Here is a 23297-nt window from a genome sequence, read left to right as displayed (position 1 = left end):
CGCGCGTTACAGTGTGCCGGACCCACGATATTCGTCCCAGGAGCACCATGCCCTCGTCAGGGAACGCCCCGCGCGTCGCGGTCCTCGTGCACAACGACGCGACGAACGACTCCCGGGTGCTGAAGGAGTCCGCCTCCCTGCGCGAGCAGGGCGCCCGTGTGAGGATCGTCGCCGTCGAGCGGCGGCTCAAGGGCCGCGCCGCCGGGACCTCCGAGCTCGCCCCCGGCCTCGACCTGCACCGGGTACCCGAGTTCGCGCTCGAGCGGATCGCGCCCGCGCTGACCCGCCTCACCCGGCGTCCCGCCGCGACGGTCCCGGAGGGCTCGCCCGCCCCGTCGGCCGATCCGGCCCCGGCGAGCGCGACCTCCGCGCCGACGCCGCCGCATGCGGGCCGCCCGTCGCCCCTCGCCGTGGCGCGCCGGCTCGGCACCCGCGCCGCCGGGGACCTGGGCCGCCGCGCATACCGGACCATCGAGCTGGGCACCTGGTGGTGGCGCTCCGCGCGCGCCGCGCACGCCTTCGCCCCCGAGATCGTCCACGCGAACGACACCAACGCCCTGGTCCCCGCGCTCGCGATCCAGGCGCTCGGCCGCCGCGAGGGCCGCCGGGTGCATCTGGTCTACGACTCCCACGAGCTGTGGCGCCACCGCAACGTCGAGGGGCGCCGCCTGCTCGCGCCGCTGCTGGACGCCGCGATCGAGCACGTGGCGATCCCCCGGGCCGACGTCGTGATCACCGTCTCCCCCTCGATCGCCGAGTGGCTGCGTCGCACCTACCACCTGGACCGCCTCCCGCTCGTGGTGCGCAACGTGCCCGTCGCCGGTCCCCTGCCCGATCGGGGCACCGGGGTGCTGCGCGAGCGGGCCGGTCTCTCCGCGAGCGACCGGGTCATCGCCTACGGCGGGCGGATCACGACCGCCCGCGGCATCGAGGAGACCCTCGCCGCGCTCCCCCACCTGCCCGCCGACGTCCACCTCGTGCTGCTCGGCTACGGCGAGGAGGACTACCTCGACCAGGTGCGGGCCCGCGCCGCCGAGCTCGGCGTCGCCGGCCGCGTGCACCTCGTCGGCGCGGTGGCCCCCGCGGAGGTCTCCTCCGCCCTCGCCGACGGCGACGTCGCCGTGGTCCACGTGCGGCCCGTCTGCCTCTCCTACCGCTACGCGCTGCCCAACAAGCTCTTCGAGTCGATCCGCGCGGGGCTCCCGATCGCCGCCGCGGACCTCCCGGACATGCGCGCCGTCGTCGAGGAGCTCGGCGTGGGCGAGGTGTTCTCCGGCGAGGAGCCCGCGGACCTCGCCGCCGCGCTGCTGCGGATCCTCGAGGACCCCGCCGCCTACCGCGAGCGCGCCCGCGCCGTCGCCCCGCAGCTGACCTGGGAGGCGGAGGCCGCTCCCCTGCTCGAGGCCTATGCCCGACTCCCCGAGGAGGCCCGGTGACCACGACCCTCGTCACCACCTGGTTCCCGACCGCGACCGCGCCCTCCCGCGGCGCCTTCGTGGTCCGCGACGCGCTCTCGATCGCGGAGCACCTGCCGATCCGGCTCGTGCACCTCGTGCCGCCCGCGGACGACGACGGCACCCGTCGCCTCGTCCACGCGGACATCGACGTGCTGCGGATCCCCATGGACCCCCGCAGCCCGCTCTCGGTGCTGCGGGCCGCCCGCGCCCTGGGCCCCGCCCTCGAGGGCTCCGAGGCCGTGCACACCATGGCCTTCTCCACGCTGCTGCCCTTCGCGCTGCGCCGGCCGCGCGTCCCGTGGCTGCACACCGAGCACTGGTCCGCGCTGACCACGCCCGCGACGCTCCCCGCGCCGGCCCGCGCGGCGCTGCCCGTGCTCTCCCGCCTGCTGGCCCTCCCGGACCGCGCGACCGCCGTGTGCGAGTACCTCGCCGCGCCGCTGCGCGCCGTGCGCGGCGCCCGGCCGACGGACGTCGTGCCCTGCATCGTGGACCCGGGGTCGCTGGTCCCCCGCCGTGACCGGTCCGACGGCGCCCTGCGCCTGGTCTCCACGGGCGGCCTCATCGACCGCAAGGACCCGCTCGTCGCCGTGCGCACCCTCGCGGCGCTCGAGCGCCGCGGCGTCGACGCGCACCTGACCTGGCTCGGCGAGGGCCCCCTGCGTGAGCAGACCGCGGCGCTCGCCCGGGAGCTCGGCGTCGAGGACCGCCTGGACCTCGCCGGCACCGCGGATCCCGCCGGGGTGCGGGAGGCGCTCGGCGCGGCGGATCTCTTCTTCGGCCCCACGAAGGCGGACAACTTCTTCGTCTCCGCGGCGGAGGCGCTCGTCGCCGGCCGGCCCGTCGTGCTCGGCGCGACCGGCGGCCAGGGCGAGTACACGCGCCCCGAGGTCGGGGCGCTCGTCGACGTGCAGGACCCGGAGGCCTACGCCGAGGCGATCCTCGACGTCGACGCCCGCACGCGCGAGCTCGGCAGCGAGGAGATCGCCGCGACGATCGGCGACCGCTTCTCCACCCCTGTCGTGGGCGCCGCCTACGCGGGGCTGCTCACCACGCTCGCCGGGGGTGCCCGATGAGGCCCGTCACGATCGTCATCGCGTGCCACACGCCCGAGCGGCCCGTCGGCCGGGCGGTCGCATCCGTCCTCGAGGGCAGCGGGGAGCACGCCGAGGTCCTCGTCGTCGCCCACAACCGGCCCGCGGAGGAGATCCGCGGGGCGCTGCGCCCCGAGCACCGGCAGGCAACGCGGATCATCGAGCACCGCGACGCCTTCCGCTCCGCCTCCGGCCCGTTCAACGCCGGGATCCGCGCGGCGACCACCCCGTTCGTCGCGATCATGGGCTCCGACGACGAGCTCGCCCCCGGTGCCGTCGCCTCCTGGCTCACGGTGCAGGAGCGCACCGGCGCGGAGTTCGTCATCACCCGCCTCGCGCTCGGCCGCGCGGGCCGCGGCGTGCCCACCCCGGCCGTGCGCATGCACCGCGGCGGCCTCGTGGACCTCGCCCAGGACCGCCTCGCCTACCGCTCCGCACCGCTCGGCCTCATGAGCCGCGCCATGCTCGAGCGCACCGGCGCCGCCCTCGTGGAGGGCGCGACCGTCGGCGGCGACGTGGGCATGGTGACGGAGCTGATGGCCACCGTCCCCACCGCCTACGACCGGTACGGCCCGCCCTACGTGATCGGCGAGGACGCCGGGGACCGCGTCACCTACGTCGTGCGGCCGATGACCGAGCAGCTGGGCTTCTTCCCCGACCTCCTGCAGGCCCCCTGGGCGGCGCGGCTGTCCCGCACTGCCCGCGCCGCGATCGGCACCAAGCTGCTGCGCATCCACGTGTTCGGCGCCGTGTTCTACCGGCAGGACGAGGAGATCTGGACCGCCGAGGAGCGGGAGTCCCTCGCCGCGATCACCGCGGACGTGCTGGACCGCGCCCCCAGCTGCGAGCGCCCGCTCTCCCGCGCCGACCGCCGCCTGCTCGACGCCTGCCTGGACCCGGCCGTCCCCGCCGCGGAGCTCATGGCCGCGGCCCGGGACCGTCGGCGTCACGGTCGCCCGGCGACGCTCCTCCCCCGTGAGCTGACCCGGGCGCTCCACCGGGAGGCGCCGCTGCGCTTCATGGCCGCCTCGCTCGCGGTCCAGCAGCTGCCGCGCCTGCGCCGCGGCTGAGCGCGGGGCGCCCGACGGCCCGGCGCCTCACACCACGGCGGTGCGGTCGCCGTCGACCACGAGCGCCTCGCCGTCGCGGAGCGCCCAGAAGGCCTGGCCCCCACGGGCGTAGCGGGCGGCGACCTCGCCGAGCAGCGCCGTCTCCGGATGCCCCGGGGAGTCCAGGTGCGGGACGACGGGACGATCGAGCACGCCCAGTCCGTCCCATCGGACCTCCCCGTGCAGGCGGAGGGCCTCGTCCACGCCGTCGCAGTGCTCGAGCCCGGCGAGGGAGGGAGCGAGCACGCAGGCCCCGGCGCTGAACCCCGCGTGGACGAAGGCGTCCTCACGGATCCCCGCGACGAGCAGCGCGTCGAGCCCGGAGCGGGCGAGGGCCCCGCGCAGGGTGAACACGTTGCCGCCGCGGAGCCAGACGAAGTCCGGCTCCCCGACGGCGCGGGCGATCGTCGAGGGGTCGTGCTCGCGCAGGTCGAGGTCCCGCGCCCGCAGACCGATCCGGGCGAGGGCCGCGATCTGACGGGCGGTGTCGCGGGAGCGGCGCCCGGGGTCGCCGCCGTCAAGGGCATTGGCGACGACCCAGCCGCGGGCGCCCTCGCCCGCCATCCTCACCAGCTCCTCGGGGTGATCCCCGAGCTGGTACGAGGACAGGTAGAGCCTCATCGTCCCGACAGGATCCGCTCGATCGCGCGCTGCCAGGTGAGCACCTGCCGCTCGGCGGAGAGCACCTCGGCGGAGGCGTCGGCCGCGCGCTTCCAGGCATCCACGGTCGACGGCGTGAGCGCGGCGAGCTCCGCATGCATGGCCTCGGCGGTCGCGGCGGGCAGCACGGCCCCGAGGGAGTGCTCGCGCACCAGGTCCGCCATGTCCGGGGAGGGGCCGACGATCACGCCGGTGCGCCCCTGCACCGCCTCGTAGAGCTTGTTGGGCAGGGAGTGCTCGAGGTTGAAGGTCGAGTTCGGGAAGACGACGAGGGACACGTCGTACTCGGCGACGGTGTCCACGAGCTGCGCGTAGGGCACCGGGTCGCGGAAGGCCGCGCCGGGGACCTCGGCCGCGAGCGCGCCGAGCTGCTCGATGTACCCGGGCTCGCTGGGCATGAGCATGAGATCGAGGGTGACGGCGCCCTCGAGCCCGCGCACGGCCTCGATCATCGCCTCGAGGTGCCGGTTCGCGCGGGCCACGCCCGTGTGCAGCAGCCGGATCGGCGCGGAGGTGGGGCGCACGGGCAGGTCGCGGTGGGCGGAGGCGTTCGTGACGACCTCGACCTCGACGCCGAACCGGGCCGCGTACTCGCGCGCGAGCCCCGGGGAGACCGTCGTGACCGAGGCGACCTCGGGCAGGCAGGTGCGGCAGAGCCACCGCTGGTAGGGGGCGACGAAGGTCCGCCAGGCGAGCTGGTGCTCCTTCTCCCGGGGGGCGTACTCGTGGAGGTCCGCGTGCACGCCGCGGCGCGGGGCGAGCCACAGCGCGAGCGGCAGCGTGTTCGTGTCGTTGGCGAGGACCGCGTCCATCGTCCCCACCCGGTCCGCGAGCAGCTCTCGGGCCGCGGCGACCGCGCTCATCGACCAGTAGGCGCCGCGGTAGCGGCCGGTGAGCAGGTGCTGCTTGGAGCTGGGCCAGGCGCGGGTGCCGTCGGGGATCTCCACGTGCTCCACGCCGGGGTGCGGCCGCTCCCCGAAGCCCACGGTGGTCACCTCGTGCTGCTCGGCGAGCAGGGAGATCTGCCGCTGCACGCGCGGGTCGGAGGTGAGGGTGGAGAAGGACAGGATCAGCAGGCTGCTCATGCGGGCTCCTCGGTGGACTCGGACGGGGCGCCGTCGGCGGCGGCGTGGGCGAGGCCGGCGAGCGCGGCCTGCTCCGCGAAGGCGGGGACGGCGTCGACGACCTCCTCGAAGGTGCCCTGCGCGAGCACCTCGCCCTCCTGCATGTAGAACACGACGTCGCAGTGCTGGATGGTCGCGAGGCGGTGCGCGATGGTGATCGTGGTGACGCCCTCGCCGAGGTCGCGGATCGCGGAGGTGACCGCGGCCTCGGTCTTCGTGTCCAGGGCGCTCGTGGCCTCGTCGAGGACGAGCACCTGCGGGTCGGCGTAGAGGCCGCGGGCGATGCCGAGGCGCTGGCGCTGCCCGCCCGAGAGGGTCGTGCCGCGCTCCCCCACCCGGCCGTGGATGCCGCCGGGCCGGTCCTCGATCACCTGCAGCAGTTGCGCCCGCTCGAGCGCCGAGCGCACCCGGTCCTCATCGACCCCCGATGGGTCCCAGGTCAGGGCGATGTTCTCGCCGACGGACACGTCGAACAGGGCGACCTCCTGGGGCACGTAGCCCACCGAGGAGCGCCACTGCCGCAGCACCGTGGTCACGTCCTGCCCGCCCACGAGGATCCGGCCGGAGGTGGGGGTGAGCAGGCCCAGCAGGAGGTCCACCATCGTGGACTTGCCGGCGCCCGAAGTGCCCACGAAGGCGACCTGCGAGCCGGCGGGGATGCGCAGCGACACGCCCTTGACCGCAGGCTCCTCGCGGCTGGGGTACACGTAGCTGACGTCCTCGAGGACGATGTCGCGCGGACCCTCGGAGAGCACGCCGCTGTCCGGGCGCTCCGTGCGGGAGACCGCCTCCCGGGCGTGCTCGATGTCGTCGATGATGTAGTCGGAGAACGCGGCGTTCGTGAGGATCCGGTTCTGGGTGGACTGGAAGCGGGTGAGCGAGGGCAGCAGGCGGAAGCCCGCGACGGCGAAGAGCGCGACGGAGGCGAGCGCGCCCGTGGGGCCCGAGCCGAGGTAGCCGACCCCGCCGACCACGACGAAGCCGCCCACGAGCCCCGCCTCGAGCACGAAGCGCGGCATCTGGTTGTAGTACTGCGCGAAGGCGCGGGTCTCCGAGGCGGTGCCGCGGCGGTCCGCGACGATCGCCTCGACCTCCTTCTCGTTGCCCTTGAGGGTGATCTCCTTGAGGGAGGAGAGCACCTCGCCGAGCAGCTGCACCACCTGGATCGAGTTGTCGCGGTTCACGGCGCCGTTGCGCACGGCGAGCGGGGAGATGACCCGCGACAGCACGATCGCGACGATGCCCAGGTAGATCATCGTGGCGAGCGCCATCTTCCAGTCCGCGATGAACAGGCCCGCGGTGATCACGGAGATCGTCGCGAACTCGCTGATCACGGTCATCGAGGGCATGAGCACGTTCGCGACGACCGCGGCGACTCCGGAGTCGACCATGCGGATGATCTCCTGGCTCGAGCGCGAGGTGCGGTCCACCCACGGGGCGGACATGTACGAGCGGAAGAGCATCTGGCCGATCGCGACCTCGTGCTTCGCGAAGCGCCGGGTCGCGACGCGGATCGTGATGAGGTTCAGCACCGACTTGACGATCGTGAGCACCACGAACACGCCGACGAGGCTCGTCACCTGGCCGAAGCCCACGAGCTTCCAGCCGACGACGGGGACGGTCACCTCGGGGGCGCCGCCCGTGAGCCCGGGCAGGGCGATCGCGACGGCGCCGAGGGCGATGACGTCCAGCAGCGCGAGCAGGCTCATGACGACCGCAAAGGTCCACAGGAACTTCTTGGCGTCGCGGGGCAGCACGGACATCGTGCGCATCACGGTCTGGACGGTCTGTTTCACGGGTGGGCTTCCTCTCGGCGGGGACAGGGCGTCCCCGCGCTCGGTGGCTGCACGCTATCGCGGGGCGAGCCGGCGGGGCTCAGCACAGCGGCTCGATGCGGTAGAGGGCATAGGGACCGTCGCGGTCCACGAGCACGAGGCGGTCCTGCGGGATCTCCTGCAGTCCCTCCCACAGCTCGGAGGGGCCCGGGGCGATCGCCTCGCCGGACTCGGCGGAGGTGTCGACGTAGAGGTGGTCCGCACCCACCTTCTTCCAGGACTCGCAGACGTCGGGATTGGTCGCCGCCTCGTCGAGGTAGCGGGCCGCGCGGCGGGAGTCGAGGGTCTGCGGCTCGGCGAGGGTGGGGAACACCGTCTCCACTCCCCCGAGCGACCAGTAGAGCGCCTCGCCGTCGCGCGGGTTGCCGATGACGACGGCGCCCCCGGGCAGCTCCGCGGCGGAGCGCTCGATGAAGGCCCGCTCGCGCGGGGTGACGTAGGGCGCGAGCTGTACGCCGTACGCCGTGTAGGCGAGGGAGCCGACGAAGGGCAGCCGGTCCGGGACGGCGACGGCGCCGACGGCCGTCGCGCCCAGCAGGGCCGCCGCGACCGGGGTGCGCCAGCGCCGGCCCTCCCCGCCGCGGTCGCGGCGCAGCAGGGCGCGCAGCCCGAGCATCGCGAGCAGGGTGACGCCGCACAGCAGCAGTGGGGCGATCCGCTCGCGGGCCCCGTACCAGGGGTTCACCCAGGCACGGGCGAGCGGCGAGGGGACGTTGGTGAGGATGCTGAGGGCGAGCACGACGCCGAGCAGCGCGGTCGCGCTCGCCGCGAGGGCCACGGCGGCGGGGTCCGTGCGCCGGGAGCGGAGGCCGGCGAGCAGGCCGAGGGCCGCGAGCAGCCAGGGCACGAGCACGGGCCACGGCTGCACCGGGAGCACCGTGAGCCGGGGACGGTCGATGAGCACGGAGACGAGCAGCGCGGGCCAGCCCCAGGGGGAGGTCGTGGTGAGGTCCATCGAGGCGAGCAGCACCCCGGATCCCGCCGCGTAGAGAACGGCGAGCGCCGCGAGGGCCACGAGCAGTCGCACCCCGCGCCGGCGGTGGGCGGTGCCGAGCACGTCGACCACGGCGCGCGCGAGCAGCGCGGCGAGGACCGCCGCCCCGAGCGAGAACACGTTCGAGGGGTGGGCGAGGACGGCGCCGGCGAGCAGCACCGTCCCGAGCAGCAGCGTCCCCGCGGCCTGCGGGAGCTCCGCCCGCAGCCGGCCCGGCGCGGGCAGGACCGCCGCGATCCGCCACAGCGCGCCGAGCGCGACGGGCAGGCACAGCGAGCCGAGCACGAAGGGCCACAGCCCCATGACGAGGGTGATCACCGGGAGCGAGAGGAACAGGGGCGCGCACAGGGCGGAGGCGGCGGTGAGCACGCGCCGCTCGAGCGGCGGGGTCGCCGGTCCCAGGAGCAACCCGGTCATCGCGGCGAGCGCGGCGGGGAGCAGGGCGAGCATCGCGAGCGCCATCGCGTTCGCCGAGGTCACCGGCCCGAAGGGCAGGAGGGCCGTGAGCACGTCCCAGGCGGCCGGATAGAAGGTGGGCTCGTGGTAGATCCCCTGCAGCGCGGTGAGCAGGAAGGCGTCGCCGTCCTCGCGCACGAACTCGATCGCGGCGAGGTGGAAGAAGGAGTCGTAGCTGCCGTTGAGCGTGTCGATCGTGCCCATGCCGGCGCGCGCACCGGCCGCGGTCGCGAGGCCCGTGACGGCCGCGACGAGCACCGGGAGGCCGTCGAGCACCCGCGCCCGGAGCGGGCGCCGCTCCCGCTCCCCCGCCCCGTCCGCCGCGGTGCTCGCACGGCGGCGGCGCAGGAGGGCGCGCACGAGCAGCACCACGAGCACGGCGAGCACGAGGGAGCCGGTCGCCGTCACCGGGGACCACGGGAGGCCCACGAGCTTCAGGGCGGCCCCGGCAAGGACCGTCAGCAGCACGGTCACGGGCGGCGCGGCGCCGAGGCTTACGGCGATCCGCGCCCCGCCCGCGCGCAGCAGGAGCAGCCCGGGCGCGCTCAGCAGCGCCGCGGCCAGCAGGGTCGGCAGGATCCAGTCGGTGCTCATGGACGGCGGCCGGGGACGATCGCGTCCTCGTACCGCTGCACCACGTACTCCGGGGAGCGGCGGGCCACGACCCAGCGCCGGGCGTCCTGGGACAGCGCGGCGAGGTCGCCGCCCTCGAGCACGCTGCGCACGCGCTCCGCGGCGGCGTCGACGTCCGCCACGACCCAGTCCTCGCGGTAGATCGTGCGGGCGCCGCCGTACGCGCGGGCGCCGGGCCAGTCGCGCACGAGGGGCAGGCAGCCGGCGGCGAGGCCCTCCATGACGGCTTCGTGCACCCCCTCCACGAGGGAGGAGGAGACGATCCATCCGGCGCCGGCGAGCACGTCGGGGACGTCGTCGCGCGGGCCGAGGATCTGCACGGATCCGGCGGGGAGCGCCGCAAGGCGGGCGCGGACCTTCCGCTCGTGGGCGGAGTCGTCGGCGGAGGAGTCCGGCAGGCCCGGCCCCACGAGGAGCAGGCGGAACCGCGGATCCGTCTCCCGCAGGCGCTCGAGCAGGTCGAGCGTGAAGAGCACGTCCTTGACCGGGCGCACCCAGCCCACCTGCGCGAGCAGGTGCGGGTCGTGGCCGGCGCCCGGCTCGGGCCCGAGCCCGTGGGCGAGGAAGTTCTCCACCTCGAGCACGGATCCGGCCCGGGAGAGGTGCGGGGTGAGGTGGTCGAGCAGGATGCGCACGTGCCCGGAGACGAAGAGCACCCGGTCGATCACCGGGTACACCGTCAGCAGCGGGAACGGCGTGTAGACCTCGAAGCGGTGGAAGCGGGCGACGGTGCGGCGGGGCATCAGCTCGAGCAGCGACATCCAGGTCAGGACGTGGTGGCCCCATTCGACGAGGACGACGTCGGCCCATTCGATCTGCTCGGCGAGCGGCGCCGGGGTGGGCAGGCGCCGACCGTGCAGGGCCAGGTCGAGCCGGGCCCGGAGCACCCGCTCCCGGGAGGGTCGCTCGGCGACGGGCAGGGAGTCCACCTCGAAGCGGCGGATCTCCACGCCGCGCGCGCCGAGCGACTCGATGACCGGGTCGACGAAGGTCCAGTTGCGCTGGGCGACGACGAGCAGCCGCACGGGCGCGCCGTCCTCCGCGGTGCGGGGGGCGGGGCGCCTGGGTCCCGGGTCGTGCGCCGGCAGGTCGAGCAGCAGCGGACCCAGTCGCGCCGCCCGGAACGGGGCGAGGAAGGCGGAGGGGTCCGTGGCGAGCGGCGACGGGGTCGCGTCGTAGTGCAGTGCGGGGTGATAGGCCATGCGCAGCGCCTTGTCGAACCAGCCGAGGGCCTCCTCAGGCTTCCCGGCGGCGACGAGGGCGTCGGAACGGGCGAGCAGGGCCTCCTGCACCTCGGCGCCGTCGACGGGGAGCTCACCGCGGTCCATCCGGTCGACGGTGTCCATGTAGCGGGCGCGGTCCCCGGGCGCGCCGGGGAGCGCGCGCCCGCCGCGCGCCGCCCAGCGCAGGGCGTGGGTGCGCACGGCGCGGACGACGGCCTGCCTGCTCATGCCTCCGGGCCCGGATCGGGGACGACGACGGTCCCCTCGCGCGCCGACTCGAGCACCGCCTCGACGGTGCGCACGGTGTGCAGGCCCTCGCGCATGGTGACGATGTTCGAGCCCTGGCCGAGGACGGCGTCGCGGAAGGCCTCGTGCTCGGTCGCGAGCGGCTCGGTGCGCTGGAGCGCGTAGCGGATCGCGTCGCCCTCACTGACCCCGCGGAAGGACGCCATGTGGTCCCAGTGGTTCGTGTCCGCCTCGGCGTTCGCGATGAAGGTGAGGTCCGCGTTGACGGTGTCCCCGATGAGCGCGCCGTTCTCGCCGGTCACGACGGTCACGCGCTCCTTGAAGGGGGACAGCCAGTTCACGAGGTGGTTGGTGATCGTGCCGGAGGCGAGGCGCCCGGCGATCGAGACCATGTCCTCGTCCTCGCGGCCCGAGCGGCGGGTCGAGGTCGCGGCGACCTGCGCGTACGAGGACTGGGCGACCCAGGCGGTGAGGTCGAGGTCGTGGGTGGCGAGGTCCTTGACGACGCCGACGTCGGCGATGCGGGCGGGGAAGCCGCCCTGGCGGCGGGTGGTGATCTGGTAGATCTCCCCCAGCTGGCCCTCGGCGATGCGCCGACGCATCTCCTGCAGGGCGGGATTGTAGCGCTCGATGTAGCCCACGGCGCCCACGAGCCCGGCCTCCTCGTAGGCGGCGGTGATCTCCTCCGCCTCGGAGATGTCGAAGGCGAGGGGCTTCTCGACGAGGGTGTGCACGCCGGCCTCGGCGAGGCGCAGGGCGACGTCCTTGTGGAACTGGGTGGGGACCGCGACGACCGCGTAGTCGATCCCGGCGTCGATGAGCGCATCGACGTCCGGCAGCACCTCGTAGCCGGGGGCGGCGCCGTGCGGGTCGCCGTAGGCGTCGGCCACGGCGACGAGGTCCACGCCCTCGAGGGCGCGGAGGTTGCGGGCGTGGTGGCGCCCCATCATGCCGAGGCCGATCAGACCGGCCCGGAGCGACGGGCGCGTCGGGTCCGTCATGCTCACGCCCCCGCCTTCGCGACGGCGTTGACGGCCGCGACGATGCGGTCGCGGTCCTCGTCGCTCACGCTCGGGTGCACGGGGATCGAGAGCACCTCCCGCGCGAGCATCTCGGTGACGGGGAGGTCGAGGTCCACGCGGAAGGTGTCCAGGCGGTGCACGGGGGTCGGGTAGTAGACCCCGCAGCCCACGGCGTGCTCCTCGCGCAGGGCGGTCGCGAAGGCGTCGCGCTCGGCGGCGCTCGCGCCCTCGATGCGGACGGTGTACTGGTGGTAGACGTGCACGGCGCCCTCGCGGACCACGGGCGTCACGACGCCCTCGAGGTGCGCGTCGAAGTGGGCGGCGAGCTCCTGGCGGCGGGCGGTCCAGGCGGGGAGCTTCCCCAGCTGGACGCGGCCGATCGCTGCGTGGATGTCGGTCATGCGGTTGTTGAAGCCGGCGACCTCGTTCGCGTACTGCTTCTCCATGCCCTGGTTGCGCAGCAGCCGCACCTGGCGGGCGAGCTCCGGGCCGTCGGTCGCGACCATGCCGCCCTCGCCGGAGGTCATGTTCTTCGTGGGGTACAGCGAGAACATCGCGCCGCGGCCGAAGCTGCCGACGGGCGCGCCCTGCCAGGCGGCGCCGTGCGCCTGGGCGGCGTCCTCGAAGATCCACAGGCCGTGGGCGTCCGCGATCCGGAGGAGCTCGTCCATCGGCGCGGGGTGGCCGTACAGGTGCACGGGCTGGATGCCGACGGTGCGCTCGGTGATCGCGGCCTCGACGGCGGCGGGGTCGAGCGTGAAGGTCTCGGGGTCCACGTCGACGAAGACCGGGGTCGCCCCGGAGACGGCGACGGAGTTCGCCGTGGCGGCGAAGGTGAAGGAGGGCACGATGACCTCATCGCCCGGGCCGAGGCCCAGCGCGAGCATGCCGAGGTGCTGGCCCGAGGTGCCGGAGTTCACGGCGACGCACTCGCGGCCGGCGACGAGGGCCGCGCTGAACTCCTCCTCGAAGGCCGCGACCTCGGGGCCCTGGGCGACCATGCCGGAGGCGAGCACGCGATCCACCGCGTCCCGCTCCTCCTGGCCGATCAGCGGCTTGGCCGCGGGGATCATCGGGAGATCGGTCGTCATCGTGCGGATCCGTCCTGTTCATCGGTGCTGTCTGTGCTGGAGCTGCTGTCGGCGCCCACGGCGGCCGTGGCGTCGGTGGAGTCGTCGGCGTCGTCGGCCTCGAGCGGGGCGGGGCGGGGGGCGTCGACCACGGGGGTCGAGGCGAGCTGGAGGCCGCCCGTGGACTCGTCAGGGATGTACCACTCGCCGGTCACCGGGCACACCCACGCGTCGGTGCCGTCTGAGGCGGGGACGAGCTTCTCCCCGGCGCGGCCCACCCAGGCCAGGCGGCGGGCGGGCACCCCGGCGACGAGCGCGTGCGGCGGGACGTCCTTCACGACGGTGGCGCCCGCGGCGACCATCGACCAGGCGCCGATCGTCACGGGGGCGACGCACACGGCACGGGCGCCGATCGAGGCGCCCTGCTCGCAGGTCACGCCCACGGGCTCCCAGTCGCTCGCGGACTTCGGGCTGAGGTCCGGGTTCACGGCGCGGGGGAAGTGGTCGTTCGTGAAGACGACGGCGGGACCCACGAAGACGCCCTCGGCGAGCCGGGCGGGCTCGTAGACGAGGGCGTGGTTCTGGACCTTGCAGCCGGCGCCCATCTCGACGCCGGAGCCGATGTAGGCGCCGCGTCCCACGATGCAGTCGGCGCCGAGGACGGCGCCCTCACGGATCTGGGCGAGGTGCCAGATCGCGCTGCCCGCGCCGATCACGGCGTCCTCGGCGATGTCGGCGCCCGGGGCCACCCGGTACGCGGGGGTGTTCGTCATGGCCTCGACGATACCGCGCGGACCAGCCGCTTCCCAGGAGCCACGGCGCGGGCCCGGCAGCTGTTGCACATCTCGCCCCGGCCCTCCACAGGCCCTTCACGCGGGCCCGCGGAGGCTGGGGGGATCAGCGGGAGGAGCGCAGCGCCTCGCCCTTGCGCAGCGCGACCTGTCGCAGCTCCGCCTGGAAGGCCTCCATGCGCGCGCGGAGCTCCGCGGCGCGCTCGTCCCCGCCGGCGGCGAGGATCCGCGCGGCGAGCAGCCCGGCGTTGCGGGCCCCACCGATCGAGACGGTCGCGACCGGGACGCCGGCGGGCATCTGCACGATCGAGAGCAGGGAGTCCATGCCGTCGAGGTGCTTGAGCGGCACCGGCACGCCGATCACGGGCAGCGGGGTGAGGGCGGCGAGCATGCCGGGCAGGTGCGCGGCCCCGCCGGCGCCCGCGATGATCGCGCGCAGGCCGCGACCCGCGGCGCCGCGGCCGTAGTCGACCATGTCCTCGGGCATGCGGTGCGCGGAGACGACGTCGACCTCGACGGGGATCCCGAACTCGGCGAGCGCCTCCTCGGCGGCCTTCATGACGGGGTAGTCGGAATCGGATCCCATGACGATGCCGACCAGCGGCGCGAGGGTGCTCATGCGGTCTCTCCTGCGATGACGGGGGTAGGACGGGGACGGGTCGGGTCGCGGTGGCGGGTCACGGGGCGGGGACGGCGTCGCCGTCCCCCGGGCCGTCGACGATCAGGCGCTCGGCGCGGTGGGCGCGCTCGAGCAGGGCGCCCGGCTCCTCGCCGAGCAGGGTCACGTGGCCGATCTTCCGGCCGGGCCGCACGGACTTGCCGTACAGGTGCACCGTGAGCTCGGGATCCGCGGCGAGCGCGGCCTCGAGGCCGGGGCGGAGGTCCTCGGCGGCGCCGCCGAGCAGGTTCACCATGACCGCGCACGGGGCGAGCGGGGTGGTCGCGCCGAGCGGGAGGTCCGCGACGGCGCGCAGGTGCTGCTCGAACTGACCGGTGACCGCGCCGTCCATGGACCAGTGGCCCGTGTTGTGGGGGCGCATGGCGAGCTCGTTGACGCTCACGGCGCCGTCGGCCGTCTCGAAGAGCTCGACGGCGAGCATGCCGACCACGTCGAGGTCCTCGGCGATCGCGAGGGCCAGCTCGCGGATCCGGCGCTCGGCCTCGGGGTCGAGGTCCGGCGCGGGGGCGATCACCTCGTAGCACACCCCGTCCTTCTGGCGGGAGGCGACGACCGGGTAGGCGACGGCCTCTCCCCTGGGCCGGCGCGCCACCTGGGCGGAGAGCTCGCGGGTGAAGGGCACGAGCTCCTCGCCGAGGAGGTCGCCGCCCTGGGCGAACCAGTCCGCGACGTCCTCGGCGCGCTCGACGATCCGCACGCCGTGGCCGTCGTAGCCGCCGCGCGGGGTCTTCACGACGATCCGGCCGCCCGCCTCGGCGAGCGCTGCCTCGAGCGCGGCCGCGTCGGGCAGGCGCCACCAGCGCGGGCAGGGGTGGCCGAGCGCGGAGAGCCGCTCGCGCATGTGCAGCTTGTCCTGGGCGTGCAGGAGGGCGTCCGGGCCGGGCCGGACGGCGGCGAGGCCGTCGCGGCCGATCCCCTCGAGGATCTCCGGGGGCACGTGCTCGTGGTCGAAGGTGATCACCTCGACGGGGCCGGCGAGCTCGCGCACGGCGTGCTCGTCGTCGTGGGCGCCCAGGGTCACGTCCCCGGCGACCGCGGCGGCGCTCTCGGCGGGGTCGGTCGCGAGGACGGTGAGGTCCAGGCCGAGCTCGATCGCGGGGCCCAGCATCATGCGGGCCAGCTGCCCGGCGCCGACGACGCCGATGCGTCGGGCGCTGCGGGCGGGGGTCAGGGAGGTGGGGTCGTCAGGCACCGGATCAGTGTAGGCGGGGCCGTGGGCACCCTCCGCGGCCGTCCGCCCCTGCCGGCGTCCGAGCTCGACCCTCAGCCGCGGGAGCGGTGGCGCCGGCGCACCACGGAGCCCTGCGGCAGCGAGGAGAGGTCGTCGGTGCGCTCAGTCCCCGCCGGCTCCTCCTCGCCGGGCGCGGAGATGAGGAAGACGCCGAAGGTCGCGGGGCTCTCCGTCAGCAGCTCGAGCCGGCCGCCGTCGTCCTCCACGAGGGTCCGCGCGAGGGCGAGGCCGACGCCGGTGCCCTTGGAGCTGCGCCCGGAGACGGAGCGCTCGAAGATGCGGTGCCCGAGCGCGGGGTCGATGCCGCCGCCCTCATCCATGACCTCGATGACGGTCGAGTGGTCGTTGCGGCGCACCTTGACGCTCGTGCGGCCGCCGCCGTGCATGAGCGCGTTCTCGATGAGCGTCGCGACGACCTGGGTGAGGGGGCCCGTCGATCCCCAGACGGCGGCGCTGCGCGGCACCTGGATGCGCAGCTCCCGGCCGGCGCGGCGGTACGCGGGCGCCCACTCCTCGCTCTGCTGGGTGAGCACGGTGCGCAGCTCGACCACGCCGGGCGTGCGCCGCTGGGAGGAGCGGGGGGCGTTGATGAGGTCGTGGACCACCTCGGTGAGGCGGTCGATCTGCTCGAGGGAGATGCGGGCCTCCTCGCGCACCCACTCCTCGGAGCTCGTCGCGAGGATCTCGTCCAGCCGCATGGACAGCGCCGTGAGCGGGGTGCGCAGCTGGTGGGAGGCGTCGGAGGCGAGGCGGGACTCCGCCTCGAGCCGCTCGGTGAGCTGGGCGCCGGAGCGGATGAGCTCCTCGGCGACCTCGTCGACCTCGACGATGCCGGCGTCGGTCCAGGGGCCGCGGGCGCGCCCGCTGCCCATCTCCTCGGCACGGCGGGCGAGCCGTGAGAGCGGCATGGAGATCCGCTGCGCCTGCCACAGCGCGACCGAGACGCCGATCGAGAGCGCCGCGAGGCCCGCGACCACGAGCAGCACGATCGCGCTCGCGGTGTGGGCGCGCACGTCGGACTGCGGGATGAGCACACGGATCGACTGGCCGTTCGCCCCGTTGGTCGAGACCTGCAGCGGCGAGTCGCCGGGGTCCTCGCCGACGGAGATCACCTGGCCGTCGTGGGTGACCTCGATCGCGACGTGGAGGTCGGTCTGGGCGTCGACGTGCCGCTGGAGCAGCGCCTGGTCGAGATCGCGCTTGCTCGCGAGCCGGGAGTCGGTGTCGACGCGGACCTCGTCGAGGATGCTGGTCGCCTGGGTGGTGAGGCTCTGCTGGGACAACGTCAGCCACGAGTAGCCGAGCGGGATGCCGAGGATGAGGACGACCAGGAGCACCGTGATCATGGTCGCCTGCAGCACGCGCTGCCGCAAAGGTCAGCTCCCGTCGCCGGTCTCGAACCGGAAGCCCACCCCGCGCACCGTGGTGATGCGTCGCGGATCGGAGGCGTCGTCGCCGAGCTTCCGGCGCAGCCAGGAGATGTGCATGTCGAGCGTCTTCGTGGAGCCCCACCATTCGGCGCCCCACACCTCGCGCATGAGGTCGTCGCGGGTGACGACGCTGCCGGACTCGCGCACGAGCACGGTGAGCAGGTCGTACTCCTTGGCGGAGAGGCTGAGCTCCTCGCCGTCGGCGTAGGCGCGGCGGGCGGAGACGTCGAGGCTCACGCCGTTGACGTCGAAGCTGTCGCCCGTCTCCTCGACGGCCTGGGCGCGCCGCAGCAGCGCACGGATGCGCGCCTGGAGCTCGCCGAGCCGGAAGGGCTTGGTGACGTAGTCGTCCGCGCCGGCGTCCAGCCCCACCACGGCGTCGACCTCGTCGGCGCGGGCGGTGAGGATGAGGATCGGTGACTCCAGACCGCCCTTGCGCAGGCGCCGGGCGACCTCGAGGCCGTCCAGGTCGGGCAGCCCGAGGTCCAGGATGACCACGTCGATCGGGTCCTCCCCCGCGGCGATCGCGAGCGCGTCCATCCCCCGGGAGGCCCGGGTGACGGTGTAGCCCTCGCGGTCCAGGGCGCGGGACAGCGGTTCAGCGATGGCCGAGTCGTCCTCGACGAGAAGCAGTCGTGTCACGTCAGCCATAGTACGTCCCGCGCTCACAGCCCCAGGTCCAGGGCCGCCGAGCGGCCCCGCCGGAGCTCCGCCAGGTGCACCGTGCCGATGCCGTGGAGGTCCACGTCCTCGCCCTCGGCGACCTCGAAGCCGCCGGGGATGGCCTTCTCGACGGCGTCCGCCGTGTCCGGGTCGATCAGGACCGTCCCGGGCCTCGCGACGGACTCCATGCGGGCGGCGAGGTTCACGGTGGGGCCGAAGACGTCGCCGTAGCGGGAGAACATCGATCCCCAGGCGAGGCCGACCCGGAGCGGGGGGAGGTCCGGGTCCGCGGTGATGGTCTCGGCGAGGGAGACGGCGATCTGGGCGCCGTCCTCGGGAGTGTCGGCGAGGAACATGATCTCGTCGCCGACGGTCTTGACGACGCGGCCGCCGCCCACGGAGATGACGTCGCGGCCCACGGCCTCGAAGCGGGCGACGACGTCGGCCAGCTCGGCCCCGGAGAGGTCGCGGGAGAGCCGGGTGAACTGGACGAGGTCGGCGAAGCCCACGGCGCGCTGGAGCGGGAACAGCTCGTCGGTGCCCCGGTGGAGCACCTCGGATCCCGCCCGGGCGGCGTAGGCGGCGAGCTGGCGCCGGAAGGTGAAGACGACCTGGGACTCGAGGGTCTCGAGCAGCTCGGGCATGCGGTCGAGCATCTGGAGGCGGGCGTCGGCGTCCCCGAGGCCGTCGACCACCTTCGCCTCGTCGACCATCGCCTCCGTGATCCACATGGCCAGGCGTCCCATGTGGAAGCCGAGGCCACGGGTGATGGAGGAGAAGGCGCGCTCGGACAGCGCGTCGTCCTCGACGATCGCGGCGAGGTCGCCGATCGCGTGGGCGTCCTCCTCGGTGTAGACGACGGTGTCCTCGTCCACGGGGCTGAAGCCCAGGGAGCGCCAGTACACGGAGGTGAGGCGCTCGGGGATCCCCTGCTCCTCGGCGAGGTCGCGCCGGGAGTACTTGCGGGGACCCTGGAGGAGGACCTTCTCGAGGGCGCCGACGCTGCGGCGCACCTGTGCGAAGCGTCGGTTCAGCCCGAGCACCTCCTCGCCGTCGATCGAGGTCTGCTCGAGGTCCGGGCTGGTGTCCGTCGCGCTCGGCGCGGCCTGTCCCGCCGCCTCCTCGGGCGTCGTGCGCCCGTGCGCCGTCGTGGCGTCCGGGGTCCCGGGCGCGCTCTCCGTCCCGTGGATGTCGCTGCTCACCGCGTCCCTGCCTCCTCGCCGTCGTGACCGTTCCGAACCGGACCTGCCATGGTGCCCCCGCTTCCTCGGACGGCCCTGAGATGCCGGACGTCGCCGACGTCCACCGCCACGACCCCGCCCTGCTCCGGGCCGGGGTCGACCAGGAGCCGTCCGCGATCGTCGATGCCGACGGCCCTCCCGGTGAGGGGCGCCGACCCGCGGGGACCGTCGTGCCCGAGAGGCTCGACGCGCACGTCCCGCCCGAGTGTGACACAGGTCATAGCAAAGCGCTCGTCGAGTCCGGTGGCCGAGGCGTCGCCGCCGCTCGCCTCGAGCGCCTCGAGCTCCCGGACAAGACGGGAGGCGATGCCGGCGGCGAGCGCGTCCCGCAGCGCGGGCACCTCCGCCGCGGTCAGCCCCTCGCCGCCCTCGTCGTCCAGCAGCCCTCCGGGCCCATGGAGCCACGCCGCACCGGGCACCTCCGTGGCGTCCTCGCCGTGGATCGGGCCGCGCAGGTTCAGGCCGATGCCCAGCAGCACGGTCCCGGCGCCGCGGCCCTCGACGAGGATCCCGCCGAGCTTCCCGCCCGCGGCCGTGTGCAGGTCGTTGGGCCACTTCAGGCCGAGCCCGGCCGCCTCGAGACCCGCGGCGGCCCCGGGCAGCGCGTGCAGGGCGTCCAGGGCGGCGACGCCGAGGGCGAGCGGGAACCAGGAGCGGTCCCCGGGGGCGAGCGCGGACTCGTGGACGACGGTGAGCGCGAGGGCGCCCCCGGCGGGAGAGGAGAAGCGGCGCCCGAGCCGGCCGCGTGCGGCGGACTGCTGCGCGGCGAGCACGGCGAAGGGGGCGGGCCGCCCCTCGGCGCGCCGGCGCGCGGCGAGGTCCTGCGTCGAGGGCGTCAGGTCGACGAGTTCGACGGGGAGCGCGGGCGGCTCGGCCTCCCCGCGAGCCCCTCCGCGGACGACTGACGTGTTCATCCGGGGTCTCCTCGCATGCCGGGGCTCACTGCCGGGCTCCCCGACGGGGGCCGAGGGGTAGCGTAGTATCCCTGTGTTTCGGGCCGTGGACCCGCGCCTGCCGCCGGACCCCGCCCGCGCCCCTGCACCCGGATCAGGCGGCCCCAGGGTCGCAGTTGGAGGCTCCGTGTCCGACGCCCCTCGGCCGCTCACCACCGCTCAGCGACTCGAAGACCTGCGCGCCCGCTCGGCGGCCGCGGTCTCCGACGCCGACGGTCTCGCCGTCCAGAAGCAGCACGCCCGGGGCAAGGGCACCGCTCGCGAGCGCATCCACGACCTGCTGGACGACGGCTCCTTCGTCGAGACCGACCGCTTCGTGGCGCACCAGTCCCACTCCTTCGGACTCGAGCGCAAGCGCCCCGCGGGTGACGGCATCGTCACCGGCTACGGCACGATCGACGGCCGCCAGGTGTGCGTGTACTCGCAGGACTTCACCGTCATGGGCGGCTCCCTGGGCGAGGCGCACGGCCGCAAGATCCAGAAGATCCAGGACCTCGCGCTGTCCACCGGGGTGCCGATCATCGGCATCCTCGACGGCGGCGGCGCGCGCATCCAGGAGGGCGTGGCCTCGCTCGCCATGTTCGCCGGGATCATGCGGCGCAACACGCGCGCCTCGGGCGTCATCCCGCAGATCTCGCTGATCATGGGACCGGCCGCGGGCGGTGCCGTGTACTCCCCGGCCCTCACCGACGTCATCGTCATGGTCGAGAAGACCTCCCACATGTTCATCACGGGACCGGACGTCATCCGCACCGTGACCGGCGAGGACGTCGGCTTCGAGGAGCTCGGCGGGGCGCGCACCCACTCCACCCGCTCGGGCGTCGCCCACTACATGGCGCCGGACGAGTCCGAGGCGATCGAGTACGTCAAGGACCTGCTCTCCTACCTGCCCTCGAACACGCTGAGCCCCGCGCCCGTGTTCCCCACGCCGCTCGAGGAGCAGCCCACCGCGGAGGACCGCGCGATGGACGTGCTGATCCCCGACTCCCCCAACCAGCCCTACGACATGGGCGAGGTGTGGCGGGCGATCCTCGACGACGGCGAGTTCCTCGAGGTGCAGCCGGGCTACGCGCAGAACATCGTCGTCGGCTTCGGCCGGGTCGAGGGCAGCAGCGTCGGCATCGTCGCGAACCAGCCCTCGCACTTCGCCGGCACGCTCGACATCGACGCCTCGGAGAAGGCGGCGCGCTTCGTGCGCCTGTGCGACGCGAACAACATCCCCGTGCTCACGCTCGTGGACACCCCCGGGTTCCTGCCCGGCACGGACCAGGAGTACAGCGGCATCATCCGCCGCGGCGCGAAGCTCCTGTACGCCTACGCGGAGGCGACGGTCCCCCTGGTCACCGTCATCACCCGCAAGGCCTACGGCGGCGCCTACATCGTCATGGGGTCCAAGGACCTCGGCGCGGACGTCAACCTCGCCTGGCCCACCGCGCAGATCGCGGTCATGGGCGCCCAGGGCGCGGTGAACATCCTCCACCGGCAGGGCCTCAAGCAGGTCGCCGAGGAGGGCGGGGACGTCGAGGCGGAGCGGCTGCGCCTGCAGACCGAGTTCGAGGACCAGTTCGCGACGCCCTACGCGGCGGCCGAGCGCGGCTGGATCGACGGGGTCATCGAGCCCTCGGAGACCCGCGTCCAGGTGGCCCGCGCGCTGCGCGCCCTGCGCACCAAGCGCGACTCCCTGCCCACCAAGAAGCACGGGAACATCCCGCTGTGAGCACGGAGTCCCCGGCCGCCGAGGGCGGTCCCGACGGGCGGTCCGACGTCCGGCTCGTCTCCGGCCGCCTCGAGGCCGACGAGCTCGCGGCGATCGCCGTCGTCGTCTCCGCGATGAGCGTCACGAGCCGCCTCGAGGCGGAGGAGCGCTCGCTCGACGGCGGTCCCGTGCAGGAGAGCGCCTGGACCTCCCCCGTGCACACGCACGCCCGCGGGCACAGCGAGCGCCACCACCCCTCCGCCTCGGCCTGGGTCTTCGCGGACCGCTGAGCGCGCCGGCGCGCCGGGGACCGCCCGTCGCGCCCGGCCCCGCCGCGGGCGTCGCACGGCGTTCATCCGGACGTCGCGCGGCCGCCATGCCGTGGTCGCCGGGGGCCGATGGGATCGGTCCATGACCTCCCTCCCCCGCCGCGGCGTCCTCGCCGCGCTCGCCGTGTCCCCGCTCGCCGTCGCCTCCCCTGCGCTGGCCGCACCCTCCCGCGGCCATGACCGCGGTCCGCGGCTCGTGGCCCGCGCGACCCTCCCCTCCGACCACCTCGAGGAGGGCCCGGTCTCGGGCGCGGCCGTGAGCCCCGCGAACGGGGTGTCCGGTCCGTTCGACGGGCAGGTCGTCCCCGGGTTCTCGGCGGCCGTCGAGATCGGCGACGGGAGCTACTGGGCGATGCCGGACAACGGCTTCGGTGCGAAGACCAACTCCGCGGACTTCCTGCTGCGGATCTACCGGGCGACCCCGCGCTGGGAGACCTCCCGCGGCGGGGCGGGCACGATCTCCCTGGACTCCTTCGTGTCCCTGAAGGATCCTCGGCGCGTGCTCGACTTCCCGATCGTCCACGAGCACACCGAGGAGCGGCTGCTCACCGGTGCGGACCTCGACGTCGAGTCGCTCGTCCTCGCGAAGGACGGCAGCTTCTGGATCGGCGAGGAGTTCGGCCCGTTCCTGCTCCACGCGGACGCCGACGGCGCGCTGCTCGAGGCGCCGGTCCCGCTCCCGGGCGGCCTGCGCTCCCCGCAGAGCCCGTACCTCGAGGACGGCGAGACGCCGAGCATCCGCGCGAGCAAGGGCTTCGAGGCCCTCGCCGCCTCCCCGAACGGGAAGATCCTGCATCCGATCCTCGAGGGGTACCTCCCCGGCGAGGAGGACCAGCACCGCGTCGAGGTGCTCGAGTTCGACGTACGCCGCCGCGCGTACACCGACCGCCGCTGGACCTACCGCACGGACCTTCCCGGGAACCTCGTGGGCGACGCCTTCGCCCTGGATCCCCACCGCCTGCTGATCCTCGAGCGGGACGACGTGTGGGGGCCGGGCGCGGTGACGAAGAAGGTCTACCGGGTGGACCTGCGCCGCACCGACGCCGACGGGACGCTCGAGAAGACCCTCGTCATCGACCTTCTCACGATCCCCAACCCGGACGGCATCGGCCTCGCGGCGGACCCCGGCGCCTACGGCGTCGGCGAGACCTTCTCCTTCCCCATGCAGTCCGTGGAGACGGTCGTGCTGCTCGAGGACGGCCGCCTGCTCATCGCGAACGACAACAACTACCCGAGCAACGACGCCCGCTACCCGGGCACCCCGGACGACACCGAGATGATCCTCATCGATCTCGGCACCCGCCGCGGCGGGAGGGCCTGACCTCGATCGGAGGACGTGCGGCGGCAGCAGGAGACCTAGA

The 23297-nt window shown here is 74.5% G+C and carries 19 protein-coding genes and 1 pseudogene; 6 read left to right on the top strand and 14 right to left on the bottom strand.

What is annotated here, in order from left to right:
* Positions 1 to 47 precede the first annotated feature (47 nt).
* Genes C1N80_RS08425 through C1N80_RS08415 form a run of 3 tightly spaced genes read left to right on the top strand, consistent with a single transcriptional unit; the run spans position 48 to position 3621 of the window.
* The gene (locus C1N80_RS08425; protein ID WP_137770353.1) at positions 48 to 1436 is read left to right on the top strand and encodes a glycosyltransferase; all 1389 of its coding nucleotides are present in this window, start codon (positions 48 to 50) and stop codon (positions 1434 to 1436) included.
* Positions 1433 to 2533 carry a glycosyltransferase gene (locus C1N80_RS08420; protein ID WP_137770352.1) on the top strand — a complete coding sequence of 367 codons (1101 nt, stop codon included), beginning with the start codon at positions 1433 to 1435 and terminating at the stop codon, positions 2531 to 2533. The genes C1N80_RS08425 and C1N80_RS08420 overlap by 4 nt, the downstream gene beginning before the upstream one ends.
* Positions 2530 to 3621: a glycosyltransferase family 2 protein gene (locus C1N80_RS08415; RefSeq protein WP_137770351.1), complete on the top strand. Its 1092-nt coding sequence runs from the start codon at positions 2530 to 2532 to the stop codon at positions 3619 to 3621. Before C1N80_RS08420 ends, C1N80_RS08415 begins: the two co-directional genes overlap by 4 nt.
* Positions 3622 to 3648: 27 nt before the next feature.
* Here the strand turns inward: C1N80_RS08415 and C1N80_RS08410 are convergent, their stop codons facing one another.
* The 14 genes and pseudogenes from C1N80_RS08410 to C1N80_RS08345 all read right to left on the bottom strand — a co-directional run bounded on the left by C1N80_RS08410 (position 3649) and on the right by C1N80_RS08345 (position 19872).
* Positions 3649 to 4281 (bottom strand): Type 1 glutamine amidotransferase-like domain-containing protein, encoded by a 633-nt coding sequence (locus C1N80_RS08410; protein ID WP_137770350.1) that lies wholly within the window; start codon positions 4279 to 4281, stop codon positions 3649 to 3651.
* Entirely contained in the window at positions 4278 to 5405 is a 1128-nt protein-coding gene (locus C1N80_RS08405) for a glycosyltransferase (protein WP_137770349.1), read from the bottom strand. The genes C1N80_RS08410 and C1N80_RS08405 overlap by 4 nt, the downstream gene beginning before the upstream one ends.
* Positions 5402 to 7240, bottom strand: coding sequence for an ABC transporter ATP-binding protein (locus tag C1N80_RS08400; RefSeq protein ID WP_137770348.1), 1839 nt, complete (start codon positions 7238 to 7240; stop codon positions 5402 to 5404). Before C1N80_RS08400 ends, C1N80_RS08405 begins: the two co-directional genes overlap by 4 nt.
* A 79-nt stretch (positions 7241 to 7319) precedes the next feature.
* Entirely contained in the window at positions 7320 to 9323 is a 2004-nt protein-coding gene (locus C1N80_RS08395; RefSeq protein ID WP_137770347.1) for a DUF6541 family protein, read from the bottom strand.
* The gene (locus C1N80_RS08390; RefSeq protein WP_137770346.1) at positions 9320 to 10813 is read right to left on the bottom strand and encodes a glycosyltransferase; all 1494 of its coding nucleotides are present in this window, start codon (positions 10811 to 10813) and stop codon (positions 9320 to 9322) included. Before C1N80_RS08390 ends, C1N80_RS08395 begins: the two co-directional genes overlap by 4 nt.
* Positions 10810 to 11832 carry a Gfo/Idh/MocA family protein gene (locus C1N80_RS08385; RefSeq protein ID WP_137771707.1) on the bottom strand — a complete coding sequence of 341 codons (1023 nt, stop codon included), beginning with the start codon at positions 11830 to 11832 and terminating at the stop codon, positions 10810 to 10812. The genes C1N80_RS08390 and C1N80_RS08385 overlap by 4 nt, the downstream gene beginning before the upstream one ends.
* A 2-nt stretch (positions 11833 to 11834) precedes the next feature.
* On the bottom strand, positions 11835 to 12944 hold the full coding sequence (locus C1N80_RS08380; RefSeq protein WP_137770345.1) for a DegT/DnrJ/EryC1/StrS aminotransferase family protein: 1110 nt from the start codon (positions 12942 to 12944) through the stop codon (positions 11835 to 11837).
* A gap of 158 nt (positions 12945 to 13102) precedes the next feature.
* A pseudogene (locus C1N80_RS08375) lies at positions 13103 to 13696 on the bottom strand (acyltransferase); the annotation flags it as partial.
* A gap of 124 nt (positions 13697 to 13820) precedes the next feature.
* Complete coding sequence (gene purE, locus C1N80_RS08370) at positions 13821 to 14333, bottom strand: 5-(carboxyamino)imidazole ribonucleotide mutase (protein WP_137770343.1); 513 nt, start codon at positions 14331 to 14333, stop codon at positions 13821 to 13823.
* Positions 14334 to 14391: 58 nt separating this feature from the next.
* On the bottom strand, positions 14392 to 15504 hold the full coding sequence (locus C1N80_RS08365) for a 5-(carboxyamino)imidazole ribonucleotide synthase (protein WP_370297281.1): 1113 nt from the start codon (positions 15502 to 15504) through the stop codon (positions 14392 to 14394).
* A gap of 152 nt (positions 15505 to 15656) precedes the next feature.
* Positions 15657 to 16985, bottom strand: coding sequence for an ATP-binding protein (locus C1N80_RS08360; protein ID WP_240811062.1), 1329 nt, complete (start codon positions 16983 to 16985; stop codon positions 15657 to 15659).
* A 15-nt stretch (positions 16986 to 17000) separates the two neighbouring features.
* Entirely contained in the window at positions 17001 to 17696 is a 696-nt protein-coding gene (locus C1N80_RS08355) for a response regulator transcription factor (protein WP_137770340.1), read from the bottom strand.
* Between the two features lie 23 nt (positions 17697 to 17719).
* Positions 17720 to 18919: an adenylate/guanylate cyclase domain-containing protein gene (locus C1N80_RS08350; RefSeq protein WP_137770339.1), complete on the bottom strand. Its 1200-nt coding sequence runs from the start codon at positions 18917 to 18919 to the stop codon at positions 17720 to 17722.
* Positions 18916 to 19872, bottom strand: a complete 957-nt coding sequence (locus tag C1N80_RS08345) for a biotin--[acetyl-CoA-carboxylase] ligase (protein WP_137770338.1) — start codon at positions 19870 to 19872, stop codon at positions 18916 to 18918. Before C1N80_RS08345 ends, C1N80_RS08350 begins: the two co-directional genes overlap by 4 nt.
* Positions 19873 to 20038: 166 nt before the next feature.
* Between C1N80_RS08345 and C1N80_RS08340 the strand changes: the two genes are divergently transcribed.
* The 3 genes from C1N80_RS08340 to C1N80_RS08330 all read left to right on the top strand — a co-directional run bounded on the left by C1N80_RS08340 (position 20039) and on the right by C1N80_RS08330 (position 23257).
* Positions 20039 to 21628, top strand: coding sequence for an acyl-CoA carboxylase subunit beta (locus tag C1N80_RS08340; RefSeq protein WP_137770337.1), 1590 nt, complete (start codon positions 20039 to 20041; stop codon positions 21626 to 21628).
* The gene (locus C1N80_RS08335; protein WP_137770336.1) at positions 21625 to 21897 is read left to right on the top strand and encodes an acyl-CoA carboxylase epsilon subunit; all 273 of its coding nucleotides are present in this window, start codon (positions 21625 to 21627) and stop codon (positions 21895 to 21897) included. The genes C1N80_RS08340 and C1N80_RS08335 overlap by 4 nt, the downstream gene beginning before the upstream one ends.
* Positions 21898 to 22018: 121 nt before the next feature.
* The gene (locus C1N80_RS08330) at positions 22019 to 23257 is read left to right on the top strand and encodes an esterase-like activity of phytase family protein (RefSeq protein ID WP_137770335.1); all 1239 of its coding nucleotides are present in this window, start codon (positions 22019 to 22021) and stop codon (positions 23255 to 23257) included.
* Positions 23258 to 23297: the final 40 nt, after the last annotated feature.

The sequence above is a fragment of the Brachybacterium sp. SGAir0954 genome, assembly GCF_005490785.1.
GTDB classification, from domain to species: domain Bacteria; phylum Actinomycetota; class Actinomycetes; order Actinomycetales; family Dermabacteraceae; genus Brachybacterium; species Brachybacterium rhamnosum.
Note: the sequence above shows the minus strand (reverse complement) of the source record. Positions and strands in the feature narration are given on the sequence as shown.